Source organism: Rickettsiales bacterium (assembly GCA_041396965.1).
Lineage (GTDB): Bacteria > Pseudomonadota > Alphaproteobacteria > Rickettsiales > SXRF01 > SXRF01.
In genome coordinates this window covers 362,684-386,290 of sequence record JAWKXN010000001.1, presented here as the reverse complement: position 1 = coordinate 386,290, position 23,607 = coordinate 362,684, and the positions used below count along the sequence as shown (strand labels likewise).

The 23,607-nt window shown below is 41.7% G+C and carries 28 protein-coding genes and 1 riboswitch; of the genes, 13 read left to right on the top strand and 15 right to left on the bottom strand.

Annotation, left to right across the window (positions count from 1 at the left end; all coding sequences use genetic code 11):
* Position 1: 1 nt before the first annotated feature.
* From R3D71_01960 to R3D71_01935, 6 genes are all read right to left on the bottom strand, one after another.
* Positions 2-934 carry an FAD-binding protein gene (locus R3D71_01960; protein ID MEZ5690416.1) on the bottom strand — a complete coding sequence of 311 codons (933 nt, stop codon included), beginning with the start codon at positions 932-934 and terminating at the stop codon, positions 2-4.
* On the bottom strand, positions 931-1,680 hold the full coding sequence (locus R3D71_01955) for an electron transfer flavoprotein subunit beta/FixA family protein (GenBank protein ID MEZ5690415.1): 750 nt from the start codon (positions 1,678-1,680) through the stop codon (positions 931-933). The genes R3D71_01960 and R3D71_01955 overlap by 4 nt, the downstream gene beginning before the upstream one ends.
* A 30-nt stretch (positions 1,681-1,710) precedes the next feature.
* Positions 1,711-2,661: a UDP-glucuronic acid decarboxylase family protein gene (locus R3D71_01950; GenBank protein MEZ5690414.1), complete on the bottom strand. Its 951-nt coding sequence runs from the start codon at positions 2,659-2,661 to the stop codon at positions 1,711-1,713.
* A 70-nt stretch (positions 2,662-2,731) separates the two neighbouring features.
* Complete coding sequence (locus R3D71_01945) at positions 2,732-3,952, bottom strand: VWA domain-containing protein (protein MEZ5690413.1); 1,221 nt, start codon at positions 3,950-3,952, stop codon at positions 2,732-2,734.
* 62 nt (positions 3,953-4,014) lie between these two features.
* Positions 4,015-5,052 (bottom strand): TadE/TadG family type IV pilus assembly protein, encoded by a 1,038-nt coding sequence (locus tag R3D71_01940; protein MEZ5690412.1) that lies wholly within the window; start codon positions 5,050-5,052, stop codon positions 4,015-4,017.
* Between the two features lie 70 nt (positions 5,053-5,122).
* Positions 5,123-5,713 (bottom strand): pilus assembly protein, encoded by a 591-nt coding sequence (locus tag R3D71_01935; protein MEZ5690411.1) that lies wholly within the window; start codon positions 5,711-5,713, stop codon positions 5,123-5,125.
* A 237-nt stretch (positions 5,714-5,950) separates the two neighbouring features.
* Here R3D71_01935 and yaaA point away from each other — a divergent pair, with 237 nt between their 5' ends.
* Positions 5,951-6,742 carry a peroxide stress protein YaaA gene (yaaA, locus tag R3D71_01930; protein ID MEZ5690410.1) on the top strand — a complete coding sequence of 264 codons (792 nt, stop codon included), beginning with the start codon at positions 5,951-5,953 and terminating at the stop codon, positions 6,740-6,742.
* Positions 6,743-6,745: 3 nt separating this feature from the next.
* Here yaaA and R3D71_01925 read toward each other — a convergent pair whose 3' ends face one another.
* Positions 6,746-7,009: an aspartate-semialdehyde dehydrogenase gene (locus R3D71_01925; GenBank protein MEZ5690409.1), complete on the bottom strand. Its 264-nt coding sequence runs from the start codon at positions 7,007-7,009 to the stop codon at positions 6,746-6,748.
* 317 nt (positions 7,010-7,326) lie between these two features.
* Here R3D71_01925 and R3D71_01920 point away from each other — a divergent pair, with 317 nt between their 5' ends.
* The 8 genes from R3D71_01920 to leuB all read left to right on the top strand — a co-directional run bounded on the left by R3D71_01920 (position 7,327) and on the right by leuB (position 13,904).
* Positions 7,327-8,868 carry a SulP family inorganic anion transporter gene (locus R3D71_01920; protein ID MEZ5690408.1) on the top strand — a complete coding sequence of 514 codons (1,542 nt, stop codon included), beginning with the start codon at positions 7,327-7,329 and terminating at the stop codon, positions 8,866-8,868.
* Between the two features lie 21 nt (positions 8,869-8,889).
* Positions 8,890-9,633, top strand: coding sequence for a tRNA (guanosine(37)-N1)-methyltransferase TrmD (gene trmD / locus R3D71_01915; protein ID MEZ5690407.1), 744 nt, complete (start codon positions 8,890-8,892; stop codon positions 9,631-9,633).
* Between the two features lie 34 nt (positions 9,634-9,667).
* On the top strand, positions 9,668-10,036 hold the full coding sequence (gene rplS, locus R3D71_01910; GenBank protein MEZ5690406.1) for a 50S ribosomal protein L19: 369 nt from the start codon (positions 9,668-9,670) through the stop codon (positions 10,034-10,036).
* An 89-nt stretch (positions 10,037-10,125) separates the two neighbouring features.
* Complete coding sequence (leuC, locus tag R3D71_01905) at positions 10,126-11,514, top strand: 3-isopropylmalate dehydratase large subunit (GenBank protein ID MEZ5690405.1); 1,389 nt, start codon at positions 10,126-10,128, stop codon at positions 11,512-11,514.
* The gene (locus R3D71_01900; protein ID MEZ5690404.1) at positions 11,514-11,675 is read left to right on the top strand and encodes a hypothetical protein; all 162 of its coding nucleotides are present in this window, start codon (positions 11,514-11,516) and stop codon (positions 11,673-11,675) included. The genes leuC and R3D71_01900 overlap by 1 nt, the downstream gene beginning before the upstream one ends.
* Positions 11,676-11,740: 65 nt before the next feature.
* A complete protein-coding gene (leuD, locus tag R3D71_01895; protein ID MEZ5690403.1) occupies positions 11,741-12,352 on the top strand; it encodes a 3-isopropylmalate dehydratase small subunit in 612 nt (203 codons plus the stop codon).
* Positions 12,353-12,499: 147 nt separating this feature from the next.
* Positions 12,500-12,811, top strand: coding sequence for a YciI family protein (locus R3D71_01890; GenBank protein ID MEZ5690402.1), 312 nt, complete (start codon positions 12,500-12,502; stop codon positions 12,809-12,811).
* A gap of 4 nt (positions 12,812-12,815) precedes the next feature.
* Positions 12,816-13,904, top strand: coding sequence for a 3-isopropylmalate dehydrogenase (gene leuB, locus R3D71_01885; protein MEZ5690401.1), 1,089 nt, complete (start codon positions 12,816-12,818; stop codon positions 13,902-13,904).
* Between the two features lie 2 nt (positions 13,905-13,906).
* Here the strand turns inward: leuB and R3D71_01880 are convergent, their stop codons facing one another.
* The gene (locus R3D71_01880) at positions 13,907-14,956 is read right to left on the bottom strand and encodes a hypothetical protein (GenBank protein ID MEZ5690400.1); all 1,050 of its coding nucleotides are present in this window, start codon (positions 14,954-14,956) and stop codon (positions 13,907-13,909) included.
* A 116-nt stretch (positions 14,957-15,072) separates the two neighbouring features.
* Positions 15,073-15,278: riboswitch (cobalamin riboswitch) on the top strand.
* 86 nt (positions 15,279-15,364) lie between these two features.
* Between R3D71_01880 and R3D71_01875 the strand changes: the two genes are divergently transcribed.
* The 3 genes from R3D71_01875 to R3D71_01865 are packed head-to-tail and all read left to right on the top strand — an operon-like array spanning position 15,365 to position 17,292.
* On the top strand, positions 15,365-15,547 hold the full coding sequence (locus tag R3D71_01875) for a CbtB-domain containing protein (protein MEZ5690399.1): 183 nt from the start codon (positions 15,365-15,367) through the stop codon (positions 15,545-15,547).
* A gap of 52 nt (positions 15,548-15,599) precedes the next feature.
* Positions 15,600-16,274: a CbtA family protein gene (locus tag R3D71_01870; protein MEZ5690398.1), complete on the top strand. Its 675-nt coding sequence runs from the start codon at positions 15,600-15,602 to the stop codon at positions 16,272-16,274.
* Between the two features lie 25 nt (positions 16,275-16,299).
* Complete coding sequence (locus tag R3D71_01865; protein MEZ5690397.1) at positions 16,300-17,292, top strand: hypothetical protein; 993 nt, start codon at positions 16,300-16,302, stop codon at positions 17,290-17,292.
* Here R3D71_01865 and cobA read toward each other — a convergent pair.
* Both cobA and R3D71_01855 read right to left on the bottom strand, forming a co-directional pair.
* On the bottom strand, positions 17,263-17,979 hold the full coding sequence (gene cobA / locus R3D71_01860) for a uroporphyrinogen-III C-methyltransferase (GenBank protein MEZ5690396.1): 717 nt from the start codon (positions 17,977-17,979) through the stop codon (positions 17,263-17,265). The two genes, R3D71_01865 and cobA, sit on opposite strands and share 30 nt — an antisense overlap.
* Positions 17,980-17,982: 3 nt before the next feature.
* Entirely contained in the window at positions 17,983-19,335 is a 1,353-nt protein-coding gene (locus R3D71_01855; protein MEZ5690395.1) for a cobyrinate a,c-diamide synthase, read from the bottom strand.
* A 188-nt stretch (positions 19,336-19,523) separates the two neighbouring features.
* Between R3D71_01855 and R3D71_01850 the strand changes: the two genes are divergently transcribed.
* A complete protein-coding gene (locus tag R3D71_01850; GenBank protein ID MEZ5690394.1) occupies positions 19,524-20,585 on the top strand; it encodes a cobalt-precorrin-5B (C(1))-methyltransferase in 1,062 nt (353 codons plus the stop codon).
* Here R3D71_01850 and cobM read toward each other — a convergent pair.
* The 5 genes from cobM to cbiE form a co-directional block, all read right to left on the bottom strand.
* Positions 20,582-21,334 carry a precorrin-4 C(11)-methyltransferase gene (gene cobM, locus R3D71_01845; GenBank protein ID MEZ5690393.1) on the bottom strand — a complete coding sequence of 251 codons (753 nt, stop codon included), beginning with the start codon at positions 21,332-21,334 and terminating at the stop codon, positions 20,582-20,584. The genes R3D71_01850 and cobM overlap by 4 nt on opposite strands.
* Positions 21,335-21,727 carry a cobalamin biosynthesis protein gene (locus R3D71_01840; protein MEZ5690392.1) on the bottom strand — a complete coding sequence of 131 codons (393 nt, stop codon included), beginning with the start codon at positions 21,725-21,727 and terminating at the stop codon, positions 21,335-21,337.
* Positions 21,728-21,734: 7 nt separating this feature from the next.
* Entirely contained in the window at positions 21,735-22,037 is a 303-nt protein-coding gene (locus R3D71_01835) for a type II toxin-antitoxin system RelE/ParE family toxin (protein ID MEZ5690391.1), read from the bottom strand.
* Complete coding sequence (locus R3D71_01830; protein ID MEZ5690390.1) at positions 22,024-22,281, bottom strand: type II toxin-antitoxin system ParD family antitoxin; 258 nt, start codon at positions 22,279-22,281, stop codon at positions 22,024-22,026. The genes R3D71_01835 and R3D71_01830 overlap by 14 nt, the downstream gene beginning before the upstream one ends.
* 69 nt (positions 22,282-22,350) lie before the next feature.
* A complete protein-coding gene (gene cbiE / locus R3D71_01825; GenBank protein MEZ5690389.1) occupies positions 22,351-23,568 on the bottom strand; it encodes a precorrin-6y C5,15-methyltransferase (decarboxylating) subunit CbiE in 1,218 nt (405 codons plus the stop codon).
* Positions 23,569-23,607: the final 39 nt, after the last annotated feature.

Here is a 23,607-nt window from a genome sequence, read left to right as displayed (position 1 = left end):
TTTATTCTGATAGCAGCTTCTCAAGCTCTGGTAAAGCCTCTTCCCAACCAGCAACCAGCCCATAATCAGCTATCTCAAAAATCGGAGCGTTCTCATCCTTATTGATAGCAACTATTACCTTACTGTCTTTCATGCCAGCAAGATGTTGAATCGCTCCTGAAATACCAACAGCGATATAAAGCTCCGGAGCGACCACCTTACCGGTCTGCCCGACCTGATAATCATTGGGAACAAAACCAGCATCAACCGCCGCTCGTGACGCGCCAACCCCAGCCTTTAACTTATCTGCGAATCCTTCCAGTTTTTTGAAATTTTCCGCCGAGCCAAGACCACGACCGCCGGACACCACTATCCTAGCTGAGGTAAGCTCAGGACGTTCTGATTTATTTTCGTTTAACTCAACGAACGATGAAAGATTTGAAGACTCAAGCGGAGCGAGCGTTTCTATAGTGGTACTACCACCCATTTCCGCTTTAGCGAAAGCAGTCGTCCGTACCGTAATTATTTTTATATCCTCATTAGAACGTACCGTCTCAAGGGCGTTGCCGGCATAAATCGGACGAACAAACGTATCAGCGGATAATACCTCAACTATCTCAGAAATTTGTGAGACACCGAGCAAGGCGGCAATGCGTGGCATAATATCCTTACCCGTAGTGGTCGCCGCCATTAATACATGCGAATAGTTTCCAGCAATGGAGACGATAAGAGGAGCTATATTTTCCGCTAGAGGATATGCGTAATGAGAAGCGTCAGAATATAAAACTTTTCCCGCACCATTTATTTTCACGGCTTGCTTGCTTACTGATTCAGCACCAACGCCCGCTACCAACACATCAAAACCACCACCTATAGCATTGGCAGCGGTTACCACACTTAAAGTGGATGCGGCAAGCTCTTTATTATCATGTTCGGCTATTATAAGAACTGTCATATAACTTTCGCCTCATTTTTAAGCTTACCAACCAGCTCTTCAACGCTTGAAACCATTACACCACCGGAACGTTTTTTTGGTTCCTCATATTTTACGGCGGTTAATTTTGAGGAAGCATCAACTCCTAAGTCAGATACCGCAATTTTCTCAAGTGGTTTAGAGCGAGCTTTCATAATATTAGGAAGAGCGGCATATCTAGGCTCATTAAGCCTGAGATCAGTGGTTATTACCGCTGGAAGAGGTAGCTTCACACTCATAAGCCCGCCGTCTATTTCTCTAGTAACCAAAGCGGAATTATTTTCTATAACCAGCTTAGAAGCGAATGTCCCCTGCCCCCAACCAAGCAATCCGGCAAGCATCTGTCCGGTCTGGTTAGCATCATCATCTATCGCCTGTTTTCCAGTAATTACTAAACTAGGATTTTCCTTCTCAACGACTTTCTTAATAATATTCGCCGCCGCAAGTGGCTTAATGTCGCTACCAACCTCTACAAAAATAGCTCTGTCAGCGCCAACAGCAAGAGCGGTTCTTAGCACATCTTGAGATGCTTCCGCACCTATGGTCATCACTATAATTTCGCTTACGATACCTTTTTCCTTAAGACGCACCGCCTCTTCAACCGCTATTTCATCAAAAGGGTTCATTGACATTTTAACGCCTTGTGTTTCCACCCCGCTACCATCAGCGCGAACACGTATGCGCACATTGTAATCAACCACTCGTTTTATTGGGACTAATATTTTCATTATTAAATGTTATCAAACAGCTTTTAACAATCAATTAACAATTTTCTCTTTGAAATAAGCTATTGTTTTATCTAGCCCTCTATCAAGAGACATTTTGGGTTGCCAACCGAGCTTTTCCTTAGCTAACTTGATATCTGGCTGTCGCTGCAACGGGTCATCCTGTGGTAATGGCTTATAATTAAGCGGTGAGTCGCTGCCGGTTTTTTCCAGTATTTTTTCCGCCAGTTCCTCAATAGTAAACTCATCAGGATTACCGAGATTTACCGGACCAGTAAAACCATCCTTACTTTCCATCATTTTTACTATACCGTCTACCATGTCATCAATGTAACAGAAAGAGCGGGTTTGTGAACCGTTACCGTATATAGTTATCGGTTTTCCTGTCAATGCCTGACAGATAAAATTGGACACTACCCGCCCGTCATCCTCACGCATTAATGACCCGTAAGTATTAAATATTCTTACCACCTTTATGTTAACTCCATACCGACGATGATAATCAAAACATAAAGTCTCAGCGGCTCTTTTACCCTCATCATAGCAAGCGCGTGGTCCTATTATATTAACATTACCAAGATAGCTTTCCGACTGAGGATGAATTTTAGGATTACCGTAAACCTCACTGGTTGATGTTTGCAATATTTTAGCGTTATGTTCCTTAGCAAGCTCTAGTAAATTTTTCATGCCAAGAACATTCACCATCATGGTACGCACTGGATCTGGCTGGTAGTGGATTGGAGAAGCCGGACAGGCGAGATTATATATCTCGTCAAACTTTATATCATTAATTCCAGCAAATGGCTCAATTATATCGTGCTCAATAAGTGATACGTCATTCCGCTTCAATAGAGATTCTACATTCTCACGTCTGCCGGTGAAAAAATTATCAACAATAAAAACTCTATTACCCTGACCGGCAAGTAAGACGCTTAAATGGGAACCTATAAAACCAGCGCCACCGGCGATTAAAATATTTTTCATTTTTCTATATATATATTTATTAATTATAAAAGCGAATATAGAAAAACATCAATATGTTCACAAGCCTTAATTAATTAGTAATGCGCAGCTTTTGAATATTCTCAGCTATAGCGGTAAAAATATTTTTCAATTGGGTTCCATCAGGGGCGACAAAATAGTATTTGTTAAGATTATTGACGACATTACCAGAGGCACAGGTTCTTAGGAATTGCTCAACCGCTACCCCACCTGTATTTATAAAATTACCATCAATATCTTTTTTTACAATATCACCAAGCGCTATAGTATAAATAATAGTTGGCGGTGTCATGGCTTTTAACTCGTTACAAATCGCTATGCTAGCGTTATCTATATCAAGGTCGTGACCTGGCTTACCACCATTATTCTCACCATCAGTAAGTAATACCACAACACGTACAGTATCCGCTCTGAACTCCGTAGCCTTAGATTTAGCAGCTTCAAGCCCTTTAGTGCTGTCAGTCGCGCCCTTTATCTTTGTATTGTTATAATAGCTGAGGAAATTAGGTATACTAGTTGAACCAGTGGTTTTATTAACAAAATCATTAACCTCAACCAACTGATCATTCCAAGTTACGGCAGCAACCCTATTTGGAGAACTTCCAGTGTCATCAAGCAAAGTATCACTAAGAGCTTTTGCTGCTATTGTAAGAGCATGGAAACGGGAAGCATAAGCACAAGAATAATAATTTCCTGTAGTATCATAACAATACGGGTAACCTGCCGTAGCTGGATTGCCATCATTATCATTACATGGAGTGGTTGCGAATTGAGTACACTTATCACCGTCAAACTGCCAGTCCATTGAATCAGATACATCAAGCACCAATATTACATCAAACTTAGGAGCTTTTCCTGGTATATCAACTTTACTAGCAGCGGAAAGTTTTAGCTTATCCTGCCCTACAGTCCCAATAAAATTAGTATCAAGAGAGGTATTTCCACTTATCTCCATATTAAGGGTATTTTGGGTTAATGTAAAAGAAGGTCTAGTTTTACCGAGATAACTCGCAGGAAAGTTAAGGTTATAATACATATTAGCCGCTGTCTGTCTGTCAGCGATGTCAGGGTTATTCTTGGCGGGATTGGCGGCGGCAAGACCAGCTAGATCAAGTGCCTGCTGATATTTTGTCTTAAATAGGTAAGCCCTACCAAAATCAAGACCAGCCCCAGCGATGGCAAACAAAGCCATAATAAACAATCCTGTCATTATTATCACATTTCCACGCTCACAATATAGAAAAGACAACAATATTTTTTTCTTGTTAAACATATCACACTCCTAAAAGCCCTGAACAGTAGACAACTAACGATGTATTAACCACCCCAATATAATCAACCTTCTGATGGTGGCGGGTATGGATCACCACCACCTCCACTACCAGTGCCGGTTCCTGGTGTCTGAGTGGTGGTGGACGTGCATCCAGTACGGTTACGAAACTCAGCGGGATTACAAACTTTTGAACCAACAGTATCATCAGGGCTCGCAAAAGTTATAGTACAATACTGACAATATTTCTCCCCTGTACATGTCCAGCATACTGTCTGAGTCCCCGTCTCTGGGGTACCGGTTGTAGTGCAATTATTATAAGGCTTATCTATTGTATAACAGCCTTCCCAGCTATGTACCGGACCTGGTATGACTGAAGGAGGGGCCGGACGTACTAAAGTCAGAAGATCGCCGTTACGCGGACGTGAATAAATAACTGACTTCATAGTATGCTCACCTATATTACCAACGCCTAAACCTCCGAGTATTTTACTAGCTATTGGCTCATACTTATAAAAAGCTTCAACAATAAGCATATTCTCACCGACTTCCATGCCACTCAACGCGCCATTCATCAAAGGCTGCCCTGAAAATGTAGGAAAAGTTGGATGCGATCCGGCCGCAATACCATTATCCGAACCGTTCCCATTCAAAGAAGGCTTGAAAATAATAGCGTTAGCACCATTCAAAATGCTTCTCGTATCAGCATTTGCTAGATCACCCCCACCAGCTACCTGCCAATTCACGGTAATAGTATCATTGTTACCCCCCGGTTTGGTTTTACTGATTGAACTTAGAAGTATTATCCTATCTAATGGATCACTATACCCCTCCATATTATTTCCAAACTGCGGAATTATTTCATTATTTATCGCGTCCAAATCTATTTCCAGAGGACCATCCTTATAGGTAATCGGCAGATATTGAGTCATTATGTTAGAAACAGAATATGTCGCGCGCTCAAATTTCTGAAAGCCGATTATATATCTAGCCACCTCAACAGAGCCAAAAAATAATACAAGCAATATCGGCAATAATATGGCGAACTCTACCAGTGCCATACCACCGGCATCATATATTAAATTTTTTCTATTTTTAGTCATAAACCACCCCCGTAACCATAACATACTCAAATTCCAACAAAGAATTCTATAACCAGATTTCTGTCCAAACCTAATTTATTATTCCAAAAGGCTCATTCTTAATAACTGTTGATGCCGTGATCATAACCACCCCTTTATCACCAAAAAAATCCGCCATTATCGGAAACTTAACCTGCCACGGATATGAGATACGAACTTCTATGATCTCCCCCCCATTGGTTAGAGCACTGGCTCCAAGACCCTGATAACCGGCAACACCATTTATTTCCTCAAATGTAGTACAGCTAGATGGGCTGCTGCTTGGAGTCCCGCCATCCATGCAAATATCAGGGGTTACTGTTCCTCCTCCAGACAGCAGATTAGTTTGAAACACTATCTTATCCTTATCCATCAAACTATCAGTATTGTGCTCCACCACACATTTAATATAAGCTATACGGTCGGCAGAGCTACTACATACCGGATCACTATCAACACCTGTGGAAGAAAGACGAGCTATTTTGCTTGCAATTCCTTCTATTACCACCTTGTGATACATAAACAAACCGAACTCGGTAATCCCAAAAAACAGGAGAAAGAACACAGGAGCGACAAAAGCAAATTCTAGAATGGCGGAACCTTCTTTATCCTTATAAAGCGATAATATGTTTATTTTTCTCATAAATTCTGCCTAATTAATGCGTAGCTCTAACCAGTTATTAAAAACATCTCCTGTTTAATTCAATAATCTCAATATTTGAGATAAGACAAACAGCTGTACAAAATCGTTGATGCTGATTATAACATATACAGTAATGAATTACCTTAGTAAATGTTACAATCCTTCATATTTAATAAAAATGTAACAAATTTCTATTAAAAATTAGTTAATATTTTAGATAAAACTTAAATTATTTTAATGATTTTACTATTATCACCCTCAAAAACTATTAATAATATAGAATTAGACAAGGTAAACATCGCTACTTATATACCAGAATTTATTACCAAATCAGAGCAGCTTATCAAAATACTACGCAAAAAACCCACTGATGATTTGGTTAATTTAATGTCAATAAGCAATAAATTAGCAATTCTTAACAAAAATCGTTATGAAAATTTTACAACCCCGTTTACCAAGAAAAACTCCCATCCGGCTATTCTAAGTTTTCAGGGTGATGTATATGAGGGAATAGAAGTAAAAAAATATCAAAAAAAAGATTTTGAGTTTGCCCAAAAGCACTTGCGTATAATATCAGGTCTTTATGGTCTGCTAAAACCACTGGATCTTATCCAGCCATACCGACTTGAGATGGGAACAAAACTTAAAAACGAATCCGGAAAAGATTTATATGAGTTCTGGAACGATAGTATAACAGAAGCGATAAACTTTGAACTAAAAAGCCATAAAGAAAAAACTATAATCAACCTAGCCTCACAAGAATATTTCAAAGCGATAAAACCGCAACTTCTCGCCGGTAAACTTGTGAATATAGTGTTTAAGGAAAGGCAAGGAAAAGAACTGAAAATAATTGGTCTTTTCGCTAAAAGAGCACGTGGTAAAATGGCTAATTTCATAATAAGGAATCACCTAGAAAAGCCAGAAGAATTGCTCAGATTTAATGATGATGGTTATAAGTTCTCGGATAGATTATCTGACGAACATAACTATGTTTTTACCAGAAACAAGCCGGTACAAAGTAAGAAATAAAGATTAGTGAATGGTGATACGCTCATTGCAATAAATAAAATTTGATGGCGCTATAACCGGTATCGCCGCTACTTTCACAGAATGCAACTTACCTTCTATCTCATCCTCCCAAAAATCTAAGAATTTTTTAAGAACTGGAAACCTTGGCGCTATATCTAAATTTTGCCAAACAAAGCTCTGCAACAAAGACGGATGATCCGGCAGATGATATAGTATTTCAGCGGTGGTTAGCCGGTAATCTTTAAGCATCAACTCAAAATCAGACATACAACCTCCTGTCGTATATTTTTACAAAATAACTGTGACTACCATCATATTATAACAAAAAATCTTAATATATTCAGCATATTATGAAAAAAAATATCAACTTAAAATTCTGGATTTTTTAAAAAAATCTGCTACAATATTTACCACTATTATGCAAAGTTATGTCTCGTTGATTTTTTCCTGCCATTTGCGACAAACACATGAGTTCTAAGCCTTATTTTTGCTCTACCCCTTCGCGATAGTTGCAAATCTTCCAAAAATCTATAGATTCTGCTCTCTTCAAAACAGAAATAATATGTAAAAATAGTAGGTGAGCAGTGAATTTATCTCTTTTCAAAAATTTCAAAACAGAAGTGCTGTCGGGACTTACGGTTGCTTTAGCTCTTGTTCCTGAGGCGGTTGCTTTCGCGTTTATAGCTGGTGTTCAACCACTTGTCGGTCTTTACGCGGCTTTTATGGTTGGATTGATTACCTCCACGTTTGGCGGCAGACCTGGTATGATTTCAGGAGCGACCGGCGCATTGGCGGTAGTTATGGTGAGCTTGGTTAAAAATCATGGCGTTGAATATTTGTTTGCCGCTGTTATCTTGATGGGAATATTACAATTCTCAGCCGGTCTTCTTAGGCTTGGGAAATTCATACGCATGGTGCCATATCCGGTTATGCTTGGATTTGTCAATGGTTTGGCGATTGTGATATTCCTAGCTCAACTCGGTCAATTCAAAACTATAAATGATAATGGTGAAATGGCATGGATGAAAAATGAGGCAATATTTACAATGCTTTTTATTGTCGCCATTACTATGTCTATTATCTACTTAATGCCAAAAATTACGGGAAAATTTCCCGCTCCTCTAGCTGGAATACTTGTTGCGTCGCTACTGGTTATTTTTGTGGGTATAGATACTCGTACGGTTGGTGACTTAGCTTCAATAGCTGGTGGTTTTCCCAGCTTTCACATACCATCCGTACCTCTTAATTTAGAAACGTTATATATAATATTTCCGTACTCTATAATACTTGCCGCTATAGGACTTATAGAATCTCTTCTTACCTTGACATTAATAGATGAAATGACAGAGACCAGAGGTCGCAACAGCCGTGAGTGCGCCGCTCAAGGAATCGCCAATATCTGTACTGGATTTTTTGGTGGCATGGGTGGTTGTGCTATGATCGGACAAAGCATGATAAACATAAAATCTGGGGGCAGAGGAAGACTTGCTGGAATAGCCGCCGCTCTTTTCCTATTATCGTTCATATTATTCGCTTCTGACTGGATAGAGATGATTCCGGTCGCTGCGTTGGTTGGGGTTATGTTCATGGTAGTTATAGGTACTTTTGAGTGGTCATCGCTAAGAATTATCCATAAAATACCTAAATCAGACGCTTTTGTGCTTGTACTTGTTTCTACGGTGACTGTGTTTACCGATCTCGCTATCGCTGTTATCGTTGGCGTAATAGTTTCCGCTTTAGTTTTCGCTTGGGAGTCGGCACGCCATATTTATGTGGAAGCACAATCCGAAAATGAAAAAACTAAAACTTATATATTACATGGGCAGCTTTTCTTCGCCTCAATAAATAAATTCAGTAGACTATTTGACCCAAAAAATGACCCTGAGGATGTGATAATTGACTTCCGTTATTCCCGTGTATGGGATCATTCAGCGCTTGAGGCAATTGACTCACTAGCTGAGCGCTATATAAAAAACGGAACAAAACTACATTTGAAACATTTGAGTTCTGACTGCCGTGACCTACTGTATAAGGCGGGAAATATGATAGAGCAGGATAAAGATGATGACCCACATTATCGGGTAGTGGTAGATTACAAAACTCACCCTCCGAAAACGGTGGGGTAGAGAGAATACTGGACAAGAAATATGACTGAACAGATTTCCCCCATCTTCTCCACAGTTGTCCTAACACTTTTTCCTGAGATGTTTCCGGGCAGTTTGGGGCATTCATTAGCTGGTAAAGCCTTAGAGCAAGGCATATGGTCGCTGAAAACCTTACAGATTCGTGATTTTGCCACCGACAAACATAAAACCGTTGATGATAAACCTTTTGGTGGTGGGGCGGGTATGGTGATGAAACCGGACGTAATTGATGCCGCCATCAAACACGCCAAAACCCTGTTACCACCAACCACCAACCACCAGCCACCAACTATTATTTACCCTTCCCCACGCGGCAAACCACTTACTCAATCTATGGTTGAAAAATTAAAAGATACACAACCAATAATAGTATGCGGCCGTTTTGAGGGAATTGATCAGAGGGTGATAGACCACCATAATATGCAAGAAATAAGTCTTGGTGACTTTATATTATCTGGTGGTGAAATAGCGGCAATGGCTATTATTGACTCTTGTGTACGCCTGCTTGATGGGGTAATAGGCAATAGCGAGACCCTGCTTCAAGAAAGTTTCAACAATAATGAAGAATTTACTAGACTATTAGAATATCCGCATTATACTCGCCCATCCGTTTGGAAAGGAATGTCTGTACCTGAGGTACTGCTTTCTGGTAATCATAAGGAAATTCTACGGTGGCGACTTGAGCAGGCTAGAGAAATCACACAGGCTCGTCGTCCTGACTTGGTGGGCATGGGCAAAGATAAGTGAAATATAGATACGGTTAAAGTTGAGGAACAAGAAAATGAATTTATTGCAGAAGATTGAACAAGAAAATATGGAAAAACTTGCTGAAGGCAAGGAAATAGATGACTTCGCGCAAGGTGATACCGTAAAGGTTGGTGTTCGCATTATTGAGGGAAACACCGAACGTACCCAGATTTTTGAAGGTGTGTGCATAGCAAAGAAAAACGCTGGTGTTCGTTCGTCATTTACTGTTCGTAAAATCAGTCACGGTGAAGGTGTTGAGAGGGTGTTTCCTACCTACTCTCCACGTGTTGAGAGTGTGAAAGTGGTGCGCAGAGGTGTTGTTCGCCGCGCTAAACTTTACTATCTACGTGGTCTTACCGGCAAAGCGGCTCGTATCGCTGAAAAACGTGACAATAAGAAATAATATTCTTGTCTAATGACCATCTTAGCGTTGGTGGCTGGCGCTAATGATTGGTACATTCTTCATCAGCTATCACATAGATATTGTCACTGATGCCTAGAACTCTTTTTGATAAAATATGGGAAAATCATCTTGTCCATACTCAGGATGACGGTACTTGTTTAATCTATATAGATAGGCATTTGGTTCATGAGGTAACAAGTCCGCAAGCTTTTGAGGGGTTGCGCACCGCTGGACGCAAAGTACGTCGCCCTGACGCTACGCTTGCTGTTCCTGACCATAATGTTCCAACCACGCCAGAGCGTAAGCAAGGAGTGATAAAAGACGAGACTTCCCGATTGCAAGTGCAGACATTAGCCGATAACGCCGAGGAGTTTGGCATAACCCATTACGCGATGGATGATAAGCGGCAGGGAATAGTTCATATAGTAGGTCCTGAGCAAGGTTTTACCCAACCAGGTATGACCATAGTTTGTGGTGACTCACATACCAGCACACATGGAGCTTTTGGCGCACTTGCTTTTGGTATAGGAACTTCTGAGGTAGAGCATGTTCTTGCTACCCAAACCCTTATTCAACGCCGTGCGAAAAATATGTTAGTTCGGGTTGATGGCAAACTACCAGTAGGAGTTACCGCGAAAGACATAGTTCTTGCGATTATTGGGAAAATAGGAACCGCCGGTGGTACTGGTTATGTTATAGAATATGCTGGTGAGGCGATAAGAGAGCTTTCTATGGAAGGGCGGATGACGGTTTGCAATATGACGATAGAAGCCGGAGCGCGCGCTGGTCTTATCGCTCCTGACGAAAAAACATTTGAGTATCTGAAAGGAAGACCACAAGCGCCGCAAGACGCTGACTGGGAAAAAGCTGTTACTTACTGGAAGACTTTGCCTTCTGATGCTGGTGCTAAATATGACGCGGAGGTTATATTAAATGCTGGCGATATAGTACCACAAGTAACATGGGGGACTTCACCGGAAGATGTGCTGCCAATTACCGCCTCCGTCCCCGCTGGGGATACACCAAGTAAAGCGCGCGCTCTTGAGTATATGGGGCTTAAAGCCGGACAGAAGCTTACTGATATAGCAATAGATAAGGTATTCATCGGTTCTTGTACTAATGGTCGCATTGAGGATTTACGGGAAGCGGCAAAATTCGCCAAAGGGCGCAAGGTGGCAAGCAATGTGAAACTGGCTATGGTAGTACCGGGTTCAGGACTCGTAAAAGAGCAAGCGGAGAAAGAAGGTCTTGATAAGATATTTTTAGAGGCTGGCTTTGAATGGCGTGAGCCGGGTTGCTCTATGTGTCTTGCCATGAACGCCGATAAGCTTTCTGATGGTGAACGTTGTGCTTCTACCTCTAATCGTAATTTTGAGGGAAGACAGGGTCGTGGCGGGCGTACCCACCTACTATCACCGGCGATGGCGGTTGCCGCGGCGGTTACAGGTAAGCTTGCGGATGCTAGGGAGTTGGAATAATGTCTTTATTTACAAAAATAAAAGATTGGTTTTCTCCGTCTAAAAGAAAGAAAAAGAAGAGGAAAAAAGAAGAGGAAATTAACTGGAACGAGTTAGATTATGGAAAACCAGCGAAGCCCGATAACCTCACCCCGATTGATATAGACCCTTGGAAGACTTGATGAATACTATATTAGCGTATTGCGCTCATTAGTAGAAATCCATTCCCCTGAATGACGGAGAAAATATGAAACCTTTTAATAAATTATCAGCTATAGCAGCCCCCCTTCCTATTGATAATGTTGATACTGACATGATTATCCCGAAGCAATTTCTTAAAACAATTAAGCGTACAGGTCTTAAAGAAGGCTTGTTCTATGAGATGCGTTACAAAGCGAATGGCGATTTTATTCCTGACTTCGTTTTACATAACAGCCCATATGATAAAGCGGAGATATTAGTTTCTGGTGCTAATTTTGGCTGTGGGTCTTCACGTGAGCATGCACCGTGGGCATTGTTTGATTTTGGAATCAGATGTGTAATCGCTGAGTCCTTCGCTGATATATTCTTCAATAACTGCTTTAAGAATGGCATATTACCAATTGTTTTACCAAAAAAAAATGCTCTGCCGCTTATGCAGGCGGCAAAAAATGGTATTAAAATATCTGTGGATTTGGATAAACAAACTGTAAAAGCTGATGGTCAGAACACTCCAGATTTCTCGTTTGAGGTTGAGCCATTTCGTAAACACTGCTTAATTAATGGGTTGGATGATATAGGTCTTACTATGGAAAAAATGGACTCTATCGCCACCTATGAGCAAAAACAAAAACAAAATACTCCTTGGCTCGCGGCATAGCTGAAGAAGATACTGTGTTGTGATTTACTACCACAGCTATAAAAAATGCATGTCCGACGGGTCGTGTGAGTCAGCAACCAGAAAAGTGGAGTCTAATGCGAAAGCAAACATGCTTTCACAAGAACAAACTTAAATATAGGAAATTATATGCAGCAATTTGTAATTATGGCGTATGACGCTACTGATGAAAAAGCTATGGAAAGAAGGCTAGCGGCACGTGAAGAGCACACTAAAGCGATGACACTCGCGCGGGAAAATGGTAACATGCTCTGTGGCGCGGCACTACTTGATGATAATGGAAAAATGATTGGCTCAAATATCCTTGTCAATTTCTCCTCAAGAGCTGAACTAGACGCTTGGCTTGCATCAGAGCCTTATGTAAAAGGTAAAGTATGGGATAAAATCACCGTCACTCCCGCCAGACTAGGTGATAGTTTTAAGGATTTAATAAGAGGATAGTATAATGACAACGAAAAAAATATTACTGCTCGCTGGTGATGGTATTGGTCCAGAAGTGGTGATGGAGACTAAAAAGATAATAGACTGGTTCAGCGACAATGGTAATGTAAAATTTGAAACCAGCGAGGCTCTGCTCGGTGGCGTGGCTTACGATAAAGTTGGCACGCCTTTTCCAGAAGAGACCGTAACCGCCGCCAAACAATCTGACGCTGTCCTTCTTGGAGCTGTAGGTGGCCCTAAGTGGGAATCGCTACCAATCGCATCACGTCCTGAAAAAGGGTTACTTGGAATACGCAAAGCTCTTAGTCTGTTTGCCAATCTCCGCCCAGCCGTGTGTTTTGACGCTCTGGCGGACGCTTCCAGCCTGAAGCATGATATAGTTGCTGGACTTGATATTATGATTGTGCGTGAACTCACCGGTGGGATTTATTTTGGACAGCCACGTGGTGTGGAGGAGCTAGCGGACGGGACACGCAGAGGCGTAAATACGGAAGTCTATACCTCACCGGAAGTTATTCGCATCGCCCGTGTCGCTTTTGAACTGGCGAAAAAGCGTGGTGGAAAACTCTGCTCGGTAGATAAAGCTAATGTTCTAGAATGTACTGAAATGTGGCGTGAGGAAGTCACTAAAGTTGGACAGAATGAATATAGCGATGTTGAATTATCACATATGTATGTTGACAACGCCGCTATGCAGCTTGTCCGTAATCCAAAACAATTTGACGTGATGGTAACTAATAACATGTTCGGGGATATTTTGTCTGACATCGCCTCTATGCTTACCGGCTCTCTTGGCATGCTTCCCTCCGCTTCGCTTGGTGAGGCGGGAACTCCAGCTCTTTATGAACCAGTACATGGCTCAGCTCCAGACATTTCCGGAAAAAACATGGCTAACCCAATAGCGACCATACTTTCTTTCGCTATGATGCTGCGCTACTCATTTGATCTGAAAAACGAGGCTGACAAGCTGGAAAACGCCATTAAAAATGTTCTTGCCAAAGGTCTACGCACCGCTGACATCATGCAAGAAGGAAAACAAAAAACATCCACTTCTGAAATGGGAGAAGCTATCTTGCAAGAGCTAGCTGGGTAGATCTAAAACGCTAGCTGCCAACCAAGCATTAGGCGGTAATCAGTCTCAAGCTGTGGTCCGTCGAGACGCTGGTAAACTGGCACACCAAATTCTAAAGCCAGCCTATTTCCAGAAAGACTTCCCGAAGGTTTATATAAGTTGAGTCCGACCAGAGCGTCAACGCGCTCTCCTCCACGTAAGTCAGTGCGGGCAGTTGGCACCATCATTGGATTCAGATCTTGATCACTACCGTGAATATTTCCCCATGATTTTCCGTCTAAGCGGAAAGAAATGCTCGCATACTCGGTAACGTCACGTGCTATCCATGTTGTAGCGGAATACTCATTACCTAGACGATAGCCCTCACTATTCGTTCCAAAACGCAGCACTGTGCCGATCTGCCCTCCCCACGACCATCTATCATATTTACTGGTATAGGTAAGACCAAGAAGCGGGTCAAAAGTCCCAGAGCCAAGCTGCATCGGATATGGGAGCTTCTGATTAGAGCCTGCTGGAGTATCACCTCGCTCATCAACGCTTCCAGTTGGCAGGCTCACGCCAAAATTAAACAATAAATTATGTTTACTACGGTGTGAATGATTATTTGGATGCGCTGAGTTACTTCCTGAATCATACAACGTGTATATGCCGCTTAATTTGAAATCCCCAACCCCTTCTGTCTCCGTTTCAAAATAAGTTCCCATACGATTGACATGATTCATGGATTTCCTGATATATGGCAGCATCCCCATTATAGTGAGACTATCGCTTGCACCATACATAAGCCCAAACATATGCATTTCCATCGTCATATCAAGTGGAGCTACCACAAAATTATTAAGTACGGAAGCTCTACTGATTCTGCTATCTCCGTCGCGATTACCATCCATTTCCATACGGCTATAGCGGTACGAAGCCATCCACTCGCCTTTTCTATGATTATGATCCCCCATAACCCCAATCGGGGCATGATCATCAGGCAGAGAGACACCTCCGGCATAAGCAGGCTGGGTGGAGGCAAAACTCACAACTAGAATAGATTGCAAAACACTTAAAGAAACTATTTTTTTCATTGGGAAGGATTCCTTATTAAAGTAACAAAGACAAACCAGTTAAAGCAAGCCTCTTAACTTCGCAACCTAATTTTATAAAATCTACCATAAAAAGATTGACGCGAACGCACTGGCTCTATAGTCTGGCGAATGATGGTTTTTCTGCTGGTGTGAAATCGGTAGAAATGAAAATGGAATGTGGTACGGGCTATAGTCCAACTCCACAACTGCCCCTGCAACTGTATGCGATAGTTTTGTTACATTATGTCACTGGGAAATCGGGAAGACGTAACAGAACGGCAACTCGCGAGTCAGGAGACATGCCATCGGTTAAGTTGTCACGCGCAAACGCATCGGGCTGGGTGATCGGTGAGGATTAAAAATCCAAGTTTGCAGTGATGTGTATCATTTTACGCATCGAGGTTTTTTATGTATAAAACAATTACTAGAACAGACAGTTCTTTGAACACTATAGCTAGCGGCAAGCTGGCTGCTATTTCCTCTATATTAATCGGTGGTATTTTTATTTACCTTATCGGATTTGCCAATATTGACGCGGTTCATAATGCCGCCCATGATACTCGACACTCCGCCGCCTTCCCGTGCCATTAGCATTGGTATGGCATTAAAGGTATATCTTAACGAATTAATATAGGGTCTAATTATGCAAAAGATTTTAATTACCGCTTTAGTGGCTGGTATAGTCGCTGGTTTTCTGTCGTTTCTGGTACAAAGCGCGAAACTTAATCCCTTGATATTACAAGCGGAGACTTATGAACAAAACGCTCCTGCTGAACAAGGCGCAGGGCACGAACATAATACGAATTCTCACGAGCATGATTCTGAGGCATGGGCACCTGAGGACGGATTTGAGCGCGACGCTTACCGCCTGCTTACTGACATAGGAATGGGCGTTGGGTTTGCCCTCATCATGGTAGGATTTTTTGTTTTAAGAAACGATAATATGAATATGGATAAGGGTATATTGTGGGGAGTGGCGGGATTTGCCACCTTCTCTCTCGCTCCATCTTTTGGCTTGCCACCTGAATTGCCGACAACACTCGCCGCTGAGTTACAAGCCCGCCAAATATGGTGGGTAGCAACCGTGCTGGCTACCGCTTTTGGTCTGTACGCTATGGTATTTAATAAAAATAGCATAGTAAAAATAATCGCCGCTGCTATCATAGCCATACCTCACATGATTGGCGCGCCACAAGCGCCACTTGGTGGAATTGTGCCAACAGAACTTAACGCTCAGTTTGCCGCCGCCTCAATTGGCAGTATGGCGCTATTCTGGTTAGCGCTTGGCGCGGTAAGTGGCTGGTTGTATGGAAAATGACTAATAGAAAAAAAATTGTTTAACTATGGGTGGTTATCCTAAAAAACAACTAATAATGACTGGAGTTGCTTTATTATTTGCTATAATAATGTTATTAGAACCTAGACTATTAAAAGCTATTGTTTCTATTATATTTTTACTTTCTATTCCTGTAGTTCTAATACGTTCCTTGTTAAAGATTAGAGAGAACAGAAGAATAAGGATACTGACAAATAGAAGAAAAATTCCAGAAGACTCAAAATTGCCAGTGATTTCTATTTTTATTGAATCACTAAAATTTGTAAAAATCTACTATATTGACTATGTAAAATTCTTTTCTATAAATATATTATTAACTATTGTTTCTTCATTTTTTATTGTAGGGCATAGTTATTTTTACATAGTGTATAAAATTAGTAATCCCAGCCTAGAGCTGCTAATTTTTGTTTTTGTGATATTATACACTTACTCTTTTTCTGCCTCCGCTTGGCATCGCTTTGTAGTAAAAGGCGAAAGCTTAGATTATATGAGCTTCTTTAATATAAGGGTCTTAAATTATATGATATTTGCGATGACTATAGCAGTTATAGCGATGATTCCAAATATCATTTGGTCTTCAGTCAATGTAATGTTCGCAAGATACGGTATGCTGACAGGAAATACTATCCTACTGACAAGTTTATTAACTATATTCGTCTCTATATTTGTATTATTAGTAAATTCAAGACTTTGTATTGTGCTACCAGCCAGATCATTTCCAGAAGAGGGCACGGTTATTGATGACATATGGCAAGCAACATTTCTTAATAAATCAAGACTACTTGTCCTAAATATATTATATTTAATACCAACAATATTAGTTGCTCTAGTAATTTCAGTATTTACAAAAGACCCAAAAATATCCTTAGTTATAGAGATTTTATTTAACCTTATGGTAACGGTGCCTATTGTTCTAACATGCTTATCGCTAGCTTATAAGCATTTCTTTAGTGTTCGCGGGAACCAAGAGTCAGTTAACCACCTTACCAATAACAACTAGAACCGCACCTTCCATAGTCGTGTCCTCTAGTAGTTGTGGAATTGTATTGATTGTCCCTTTTATTATTTTCTGGCTTGGCAAAGTGGCGTTCATGACCGCAACCGCTGGAGTATCAGGGTTAAGACCAAATTCTTGAATTTTTTCGCTTAACGCCGAAAGCGTTTTCTTTGGCATGTAAACGACCGTTGTCGCGTTTTCATCAGCGACCGCCTGCCAGTCAACTCCTTCGGGAAGCCCGCCTTTATGGTCATGACCGGTTACGAATTGCAATCTCCTCGCTGATTCCCTGTGGGTCAGTGGGAAACCAAGAATAGCAGCTACGGATTGTGCTGTAGTAATTCCAGAAACAACTTCCACCTCTATTCCCGCCCCTCTTGCCGCTGCCATTTCCTCTGCCGCACGGCTGAATATAAGCGGATCGCCGCCTTTAAGACGCACCACAATTTTGCCGTCAAGGGCGAATCTTACCATCATTTCATTAATATCGGATTGGCGGCATGATTTTCCGTGCCCTTTTTTGCCCACCGATATTTTTTCCGCTTGCGGGTTTGCCATCGCTAGCACTTCCGGTGAGACCAGTTTATCGTAAAGGACAATTTCGGCTTCTTTAAGAACCCTAACAGCTTTAAGCGTAAGGAGTTCAGGATTACCACATCCCGCCCCAACCAATATTATTTTACCTACCATTTTTTATTCCTCACCCGCCACCATATGAAAAAATGTTCCTGATACATTACCCGATTTCATTCCCGCTGAGCCAAGCGCATATCCGTTAGCGTCTTCTATATCACCTATAGATTCAGCTTCACCCTGTTTTATTACGGTAGCATAATGGAACTCGTGCCCACGTACTATGCTCTCCTTTAATCCTATTGGGCAGTCAGTGGCAAGCGTTACTTTACGATAGCCGAGATGCAACTTTTTACTTGAGAATGAAGTGACAAGCGGAAGTAGTCCTGCCATTTTATGTTCCGCTCCGCCCGCGTCAATAATCGCCTCACCGAGTACCATATAGCCACCACACTCACCATGCACTGGTTTTTCTGTAGCGAACTCCTGTAATCCATGTAGAAAATTTTTATTACTAGATAGTGTGTTAGCATGCAATTCAGGATAACCACCAGCCAGCCAACATAGATCGGCATCCATATCCGGAGGCTCATCCGCAAGTGGTGAAAATGGGATAATCTCTATACCACTTTCCCGCCAACCCGCTAAAACATGCTCATACATGAATGAAAATACTATGTCGGACGCTAAGGCGATTCTTCGCACTGCCGCCCCACACTTGTCGCGGGGTATAAAATTACAAATTAAGTCTGTGGTTTTATTCCTAGATCCCGCAACAAGTGCGGGATGACAAGCCATTGCCGAAATACTATCAATATCTAAGTGTTTTTCTATGGAATCCGCCACCGCGTCAATCATTTTTTCAATATTCGCTATTTCTCCCGCCTGAACCAATCCTAAATGCCGCTCTGGTATGGGGGGAACAGAGCCACGTGGCAAGAACCCAAATACTTTTATTCCCGCTTTCTCCACTCCAATCTTCGCCAGATTATAATGACGTTCACTTGCTATATTCCCAAGCACCACACCAGCGATTTTAATATCTGGATTGAAATTATTAAACCCAAGAGCGACCGCCCCTGCCGACTGCGAGTGACCGCTTGCGTCAACAACTAAGAGAACCGGCATGTTAAAACGAGCAGCTATATCTGAAGATGCCCCATTACCGCTAGCGCCATCCATAGCCACCCCATCAAATAGCCCCATAGAGCCTTCGGCTATCACAAATTCTGCGCCACCTATTCCTCGTCTAAAATTTGCGGCAAGCACATGCTCTGGCATTGTCCAGCTATCAAGATTATAACAACTACGTCCTGTCGCCACCTTATGAAATGCTGGATCTATATAATCAGGACCACATTTGAACGAGGATATTTTTATACCACGCCGTGCTAAAGCCCTGAGCAATCCAAGTGTTACCGTAGTTTTACCGGAGCCAGAACGGGGCGCGGCAACCATTAAAGTTTTCACCATATTTTACCATTTCTGAGTTTATAGTCGTTTCACTTTATTTTTATAGACAAAAATAAAGTAATCCCGCCCGCTTCGCGGCGTAAAACCACCACTTTCGGTGATGGTTTTAATAGTCGTTTGCGGTAAAAATTACCTTAAATGACTATATCTGTTTGATATAACATAGCAAACTCAGCTACAACAGGTTTATGAAAGAATCTAAACCAAATAGCGATTTGCGTAGAGGCTGGACGACCGGCACATGCGCGGCGGCGGCGGCGAAAGCGGCGTTTGAGGCATTAATCACCGGAAAATTCCCTGATATGATTGATGTATCGCTACCACGTGGCGAGCGCCCGTTTTTTTCCTTAGCTCATACAGAGCTATCTGAAACATACGCTACCGCTAGTGTAGTAAAAGACGCAGGCGATGATCCTGATGTTACACATGGCGCGGTGATAACGGCTAAAGTCAGTTATGCTAAAAAAGGCGGCGGCATTCTATTTTCTGCTGGCAAAGGCGTAGGAAAAGTTACCAAAGCCGGACTGCCTCTTGATGTTGGCGAACCTGCCATCAATCCTATGCCAAGACAGATAATAGCAACGGCTATAGAGGAAATAGCCAAGAAATATAATGTAAATAATGATGTGGAGATTGAGATATCAGTAAAAGACGGGGAAAAATTAGCGCTCAAAACACTAAACCCAAGACTGGGGATTTTAGGAGGTATTTCTATTTTAGGGACTACTGGAATTGTCATCCCCTTCTCTTGCTCGGCGTGGATTCATTCCATTTATCGTGGCATTGACGTTGCTCGTGCCGCCGAAATCAAACATGTAGCAGGAGCAACCGGCAGAACCTCAGAACTCGCGGTAAGCAAATTATATAGTATGCCGGAAGACACACTTATTGATATGGGTGATTTTGTAGGCGGAATGTTAAAATATCTACGCAACCACCCTATAGAAAAAGTGACGATAGCGGGTGGTTTTGGCAAAATGTGCAAACTGGCGCAAGGGTTATTAGACTTGCACTCACGGGCTGGCAGTGTTGATGTTAATTTTCTTGCCAAAATCAGCGGAATTGAGGAAATCAAACAGGCAAATACCGCAAAACACGCTTTGGAAATAGCAGGAAAACATGGTTATAACATAGCGTCTGTCGTGGCTGAAAAAGCGCTTAAAACAGCGCAAGAAGTAATAAGGAATGCTGACATAGAGTTAGAAATAGTAATTTTTGACCGCAATGGCGAGTTGCTTGCGAGAGTTTAACTACGATACCTCCGGTGGTAATCAGCATCATAAAGGGCGGAGTCACGAAAATTTTCTTCCGCTAATACTTTTCCTACTATAATAAGAGCAGTACGTTCTATTTCCTTATTATCCACCAATTTCTCAATCGTACCAAGTGTCGCGCGGATGATTTTCTCATCTTCCCATGTCGCGCGGTAGACAACAGCGACTGGACAATCTTTTCCTAAAATCGGAGCAAGCTCATCTACTACCTTATCCAGAGCGTGGATTGATAGGTGAACGGCAATTGTCGCTCCCGTCTTAGCAAACGTGGCAAGAGACTCACCTTCGGGCATGGCGGACGCTCTACCACTGGTACGGGTTAAGACTAATGATTGCGCCAACTCCGGCAATGTTAATTCGCACGAAAGAGCGGCAGCAGAGGCGGCGAAAGATGGTACGCCTGCTGTAATCGTATGGGGAATACCAAGTTTTTTCAAAAGGCGTATCTGCTCACCCATCGCCGACCATATGGATAAATCACCACTATGAAGCCTCGCCACGTCTAATCCTTTTTCATGAGCATCAATAAATTCCGCTTCTATTTTATCTAAATCCAGCGGGGCGGTATTAACAATTTTCGCGCCCTTAGGACACCAGCTAAGCATTTCCTCAGGCACAAGTGAACCGGCGTAAAGACAGATGGGAGACGATTCTATCAATTTCTTTCCACGCAATGTTATCATGTCGGCGGCACCCGGTCCCGCTCCAATAAAATGAATCGTCATCTACCCCTCTCCTAGTGCTATGGCGCAAGTAGCGGACGCTGAATTTACGCGTGAGCAAATAAGTTTAGCTCCCTTTCCAGCGGCGGCAAGAGCAGCGGTTTCCGCCACTGATGGAATGGAAAATAACTCTATTACTTTTTGCGATACTGTCTGCTCCATACCGGCCATTTCCTCACATTTTTCTTTTGATATAATAACTAATGGTATATCAAGAGCATCGGCGGAATTTATTATACAATCTTCTTTTTCTTTCACCCATGCTGTTGCCATAACCGTTATATCGGTAACGACCATATCAATTTTTTCTAAAGCTGTATGTATCAGTTCTATTATTTCGGCAACTGAGCAATTCTTGCGACAACCAATACCAATTGCGATTATGGAATTATTCATCTAACACCTAAAAATTAAACTCTACACTCAAAATAGGGTCTTGCTTTCCGCCCAAAATATTTAGTATCAAAATATTTTTCTTATCATTAATGTAATATATCGCATGCGAACGGTATTCATAGCGCAACAATCCATTACATATGAACCCATAATTACTACCCCATGTCGGATTTTTTGCCAATAAATCAAAACACTCATGTAATCCCAACATATATTTTCTGGCGATTTCTAATCCAAAATTTAGAATAGAGTATTCATAAATATTATCTAAATTACTTTCCGCGTTATTGGTAAGCTTATAGTTTGCCATTTTTAATGAGCCTATCTTCAACTTTCCTCATAATATCAGGGATTTTTGACTCACTTATTCCACTTTCTAGACTATCATCAACAAGGGAACGTAAACGCTGCTCCGCTAATTTTTGGCTTTGATCCCTTCTAATCAAATCACGAAAATATTCACTATCATTACCATATAAACCACTGTTAATCTGAGATTTCACCCAGCTTTCCATAGTATCTGATATAGTAATAGTTTTACGTAGCATTGTCATGTGATCTCCGATTTATATATTTATATGATGATAATCATATTTATATCATACAAAAATAACTCTCATAAGTCAATATTTTACCACGCTCCATTGCAACACACTCATAGCGGGACGCAAACCTGTCATCGTTCCCACCGCCTCTGAACGCTCTATACCAATACGGATTATATCACCGCCATATTTTTTGTACGCCGCTAGAATCGTAGCTTCCGTTTCAACAGTCACAGAGTTTATAACCATCCTACCGCCTTTTTTAAGAGCGCTCCATGCCGTCTCAATCACTTTGGGATTGCCAGCTCCACCGCCGATAAAAATCGCGTCTGGTGCTTCTATTTCCCGCAAACTATCTGGTACGCTGCCTTCTATTATCCGTAAGTCTGGTACTCCAAGATTTATCGCGTTACGTTTCGCACGTTCGGCCCGCTCAGGAATTTTCTCAAAACCAATAGCGCGATTAGATGAGTTATGAAGCATCCACTCAATGGCGATAGAACCTGCTCCCAAACCAATATCCCACAGCAATTGCCCTCTCTTAGGAGCAAGACTAGACAAAGTAATCGCCCGTATTTCCCGTTTGGTTAATTGTCCGTCATGCTCAAAAAAACTATCATCTATGCCGCTAGAAATTGGTATTATATTTCCTGCTGAATTCTCCATTATCTCAAGCGCTATCATATTAAGGCGAGCGTAGTTATCTTCTTCTTTGAACTCAACTATACGCTCCTTTTCACCTCCTAGATGTTCCAACACCAAAAATTTTATCTCATCAAAACCACGCTTTTTAAGCAGTTCCATCAACAAGTGTGGTGTTGTTTCATCGGTTGATAGTGCCATTATTTTCGCGTTTGGCTGCAAGTGTGGAATTATTTTTTCCAAAGCTCTACCGTTAAGCCCAATAGTTACCGTATCCTGCAATGCCCAACCGAGCCTTGCCGCCGCTAAAGAAAAACAGGAAGGCGCGGGAATAACCAGCATCTCATCTATGGGAATAAAACGATTAAGAGTAGCTCCTATCCCGTAACAAAATGGATCACCAGATGCTAGGACAGTGGTCAGAGGTCTGTGGCAAGCGGTCGGTCGCATAATTTGCTCAATTGTTCTTTCAATTGGACTTTGCCAAATTTCACTTTTGCCTGTTATTAAGTCTTTAGCCAATTCTAAATGACGCGCGCCACCAATAACTAATTCAGCATTCTCAATATGAGAACGTGCGTCTTGCGACAGACCAGAAATCCCATCCTCATTGATGCCAATTACCGTAAGCCAATATTTTTTATGGTTATTCATTGTTATTATTTTTATTTTAACCAGTCGTGCAGTTTATTT

What these genes read in the sequence shown, in the direction of transcription:
- R3D71_01960 (MEZ5690416.1), bottom strand. Translation starts at nt 934, where the DNA reads ATGACAGTTCTTATAATAGCCGAACATGATAATAAAGAGCTTGCCGCA.
- R3D71_01955 (MEZ5690415.1), bottom strand. Translation starts at nt 1,680, where the DNA reads ATGAAAATATTAGTCCCAATAAAACGAGTGGTTGATTACAATGTGCGC.
- R3D71_01950 (MEZ5690414.1), bottom strand. Translation starts at nt 2,661, where the DNA reads ATGAAAAATATTTTAATCGCCGGTGGCGCTGGTTTTATAGGTTCCCAT.
- R3D71_01945 (MEZ5690413.1), bottom strand. Translation starts at nt 3,952, where the DNA reads ATGTTTAACAAGAAAAAAATATTGTTGTCTTTTCTATATTGTGAGCGT.
- R3D71_01940 (MEZ5690412.1), bottom strand. Translation starts at nt 5,052, where the DNA reads ATGACTAAAAATAGAAAAAATTTAATATATGATGCCGGTGGTATGGCA.
- R3D71_01935 (MEZ5690411.1), bottom strand. Translation starts at nt 5,713, where the DNA reads ATGAGAAAAATAAACATATTATCGCTTTATAAGGATAAAGAAGGTTCC.
- yaaA (MEZ5690410.1), top strand. Translation starts at nt 5,951, where the DNA reads ATGATTTTACTATTATCACCCTCAAAAACTATTAATAATATAGAATTA.
- R3D71_01925 (MEZ5690409.1), bottom strand. Translation starts at nt 7,009, where the DNA reads ATGTCTGATTTTGAGTTGATGCTTAAAGATTACCGGCTAACCACCGCT.
- trmD (MEZ5690407.1), top strand. Translation starts at nt 8,890, where the DNA reads ATGACTGAACAGATTTCCCCCATCTTCTCCACAGTTGTCCTAACACTT.
- rplS (MEZ5690406.1), top strand. Translation starts at nt 9,668, where the DNA reads ATGAATTTATTGCAGAAGATTGAACAAGAAAATATGGAAAAACTTGCT.
- leuC (MEZ5690405.1), top strand. Translation starts at nt 10,126, where the DNA reads ATGCCTAGAACTCTTTTTGATAAAATATGGGAAAATCATCTTGTCCAT.
- R3D71_01900 (MEZ5690404.1), top strand. Translation starts at nt 11,514, where the DNA reads ATGTCTTTATTTACAAAAATAAAAGATTGGTTTTCTCCGTCTAAAAGA.
- leuD (MEZ5690403.1), top strand. Translation starts at nt 11,741, where the DNA reads ATGAAACCTTTTAATAAATTATCAGCTATAGCAGCCCCCCTTCCTATT.
- R3D71_01890 (MEZ5690402.1), top strand. Translation starts at nt 12,500, where the DNA reads ATGCAGCAATTTGTAATTATGGCGTATGACGCTACTGATGAAAAAGCT.
- leuB (MEZ5690401.1), top strand. Translation starts at nt 12,816, where the DNA reads ATGACAACGAAAAAAATATTACTGCTCGCTGGTGATGGTATTGGTCCA.
- R3D71_01880 (MEZ5690400.1), bottom strand. Translation starts at nt 14,956, where the DNA reads ATGAAAAAAATAGTTTCTTTAAGTGTTTTGCAATCTATTCTAGTTGTG.
- R3D71_01875 (MEZ5690399.1), top strand. Translation starts at nt 15,365, where the DNA reads ATGTATAAAACAATTACTAGAACAGACAGTTCTTTGAACACTATAGCT.
- R3D71_01870 (MEZ5690398.1), top strand. Translation starts at nt 15,600, where the DNA reads ATGCAAAAGATTTTAATTACCGCTTTAGTGGCTGGTATAGTCGCTGGT.
- R3D71_01865 (MEZ5690397.1), top strand. Translation starts at nt 16,300, where the DNA reads ATGGGTGGTTATCCTAAAAAACAACTAATAATGACTGGAGTTGCTTTA.
- cobA (MEZ5690396.1), bottom strand. Translation starts at nt 17,979, where the DNA reads ATGGTAGGTAAAATAATATTGGTTGGGGCGGGATGTGGTAATCCTGAA.
- R3D71_01855 (MEZ5690395.1), bottom strand. Translation starts at nt 19,335, where the DNA reads ATGGTGAAAACTTTAATGGTTGCCGCGCCCCGTTCTGGCTCCGGTAAA.
- R3D71_01850 (MEZ5690394.1), top strand. Translation starts at nt 19,524, where the DNA reads ATGAAAGAATCTAAACCAAATAGCGATTTGCGTAGAGGCTGGACGACC.
- cobM (MEZ5690393.1), bottom strand. Translation starts at nt 21,334, where the DNA reads ATGACGATTCATTTTATTGGAGCGGGACCGGGTGCCGCCGACATGATA.
- R3D71_01840 (MEZ5690392.1), bottom strand. Translation starts at nt 21,727, where the DNA reads ATGAATAATTCCATAATCGCAATTGGTATTGGTTGTCGCAAGAATTGC.
- R3D71_01835 (MEZ5690391.1), bottom strand. Translation starts at nt 22,037, where the DNA reads ATGGCAAACTATAAGCTTACCAATAACGCGGAAAGTAATTTAGATAAT.
- R3D71_01830 (MEZ5690390.1), bottom strand. Translation starts at nt 22,281, where the DNA reads ATGACAATGCTACGTAAAACTATTACTATATCAGATACTATGGAAAGC.
- cbiE (MEZ5690389.1), bottom strand. Translation starts at nt 23,568, where the DNA reads ATGAATAACCATAAAAAATATTGGCTTACGGTAATTGGCATCAATGAG.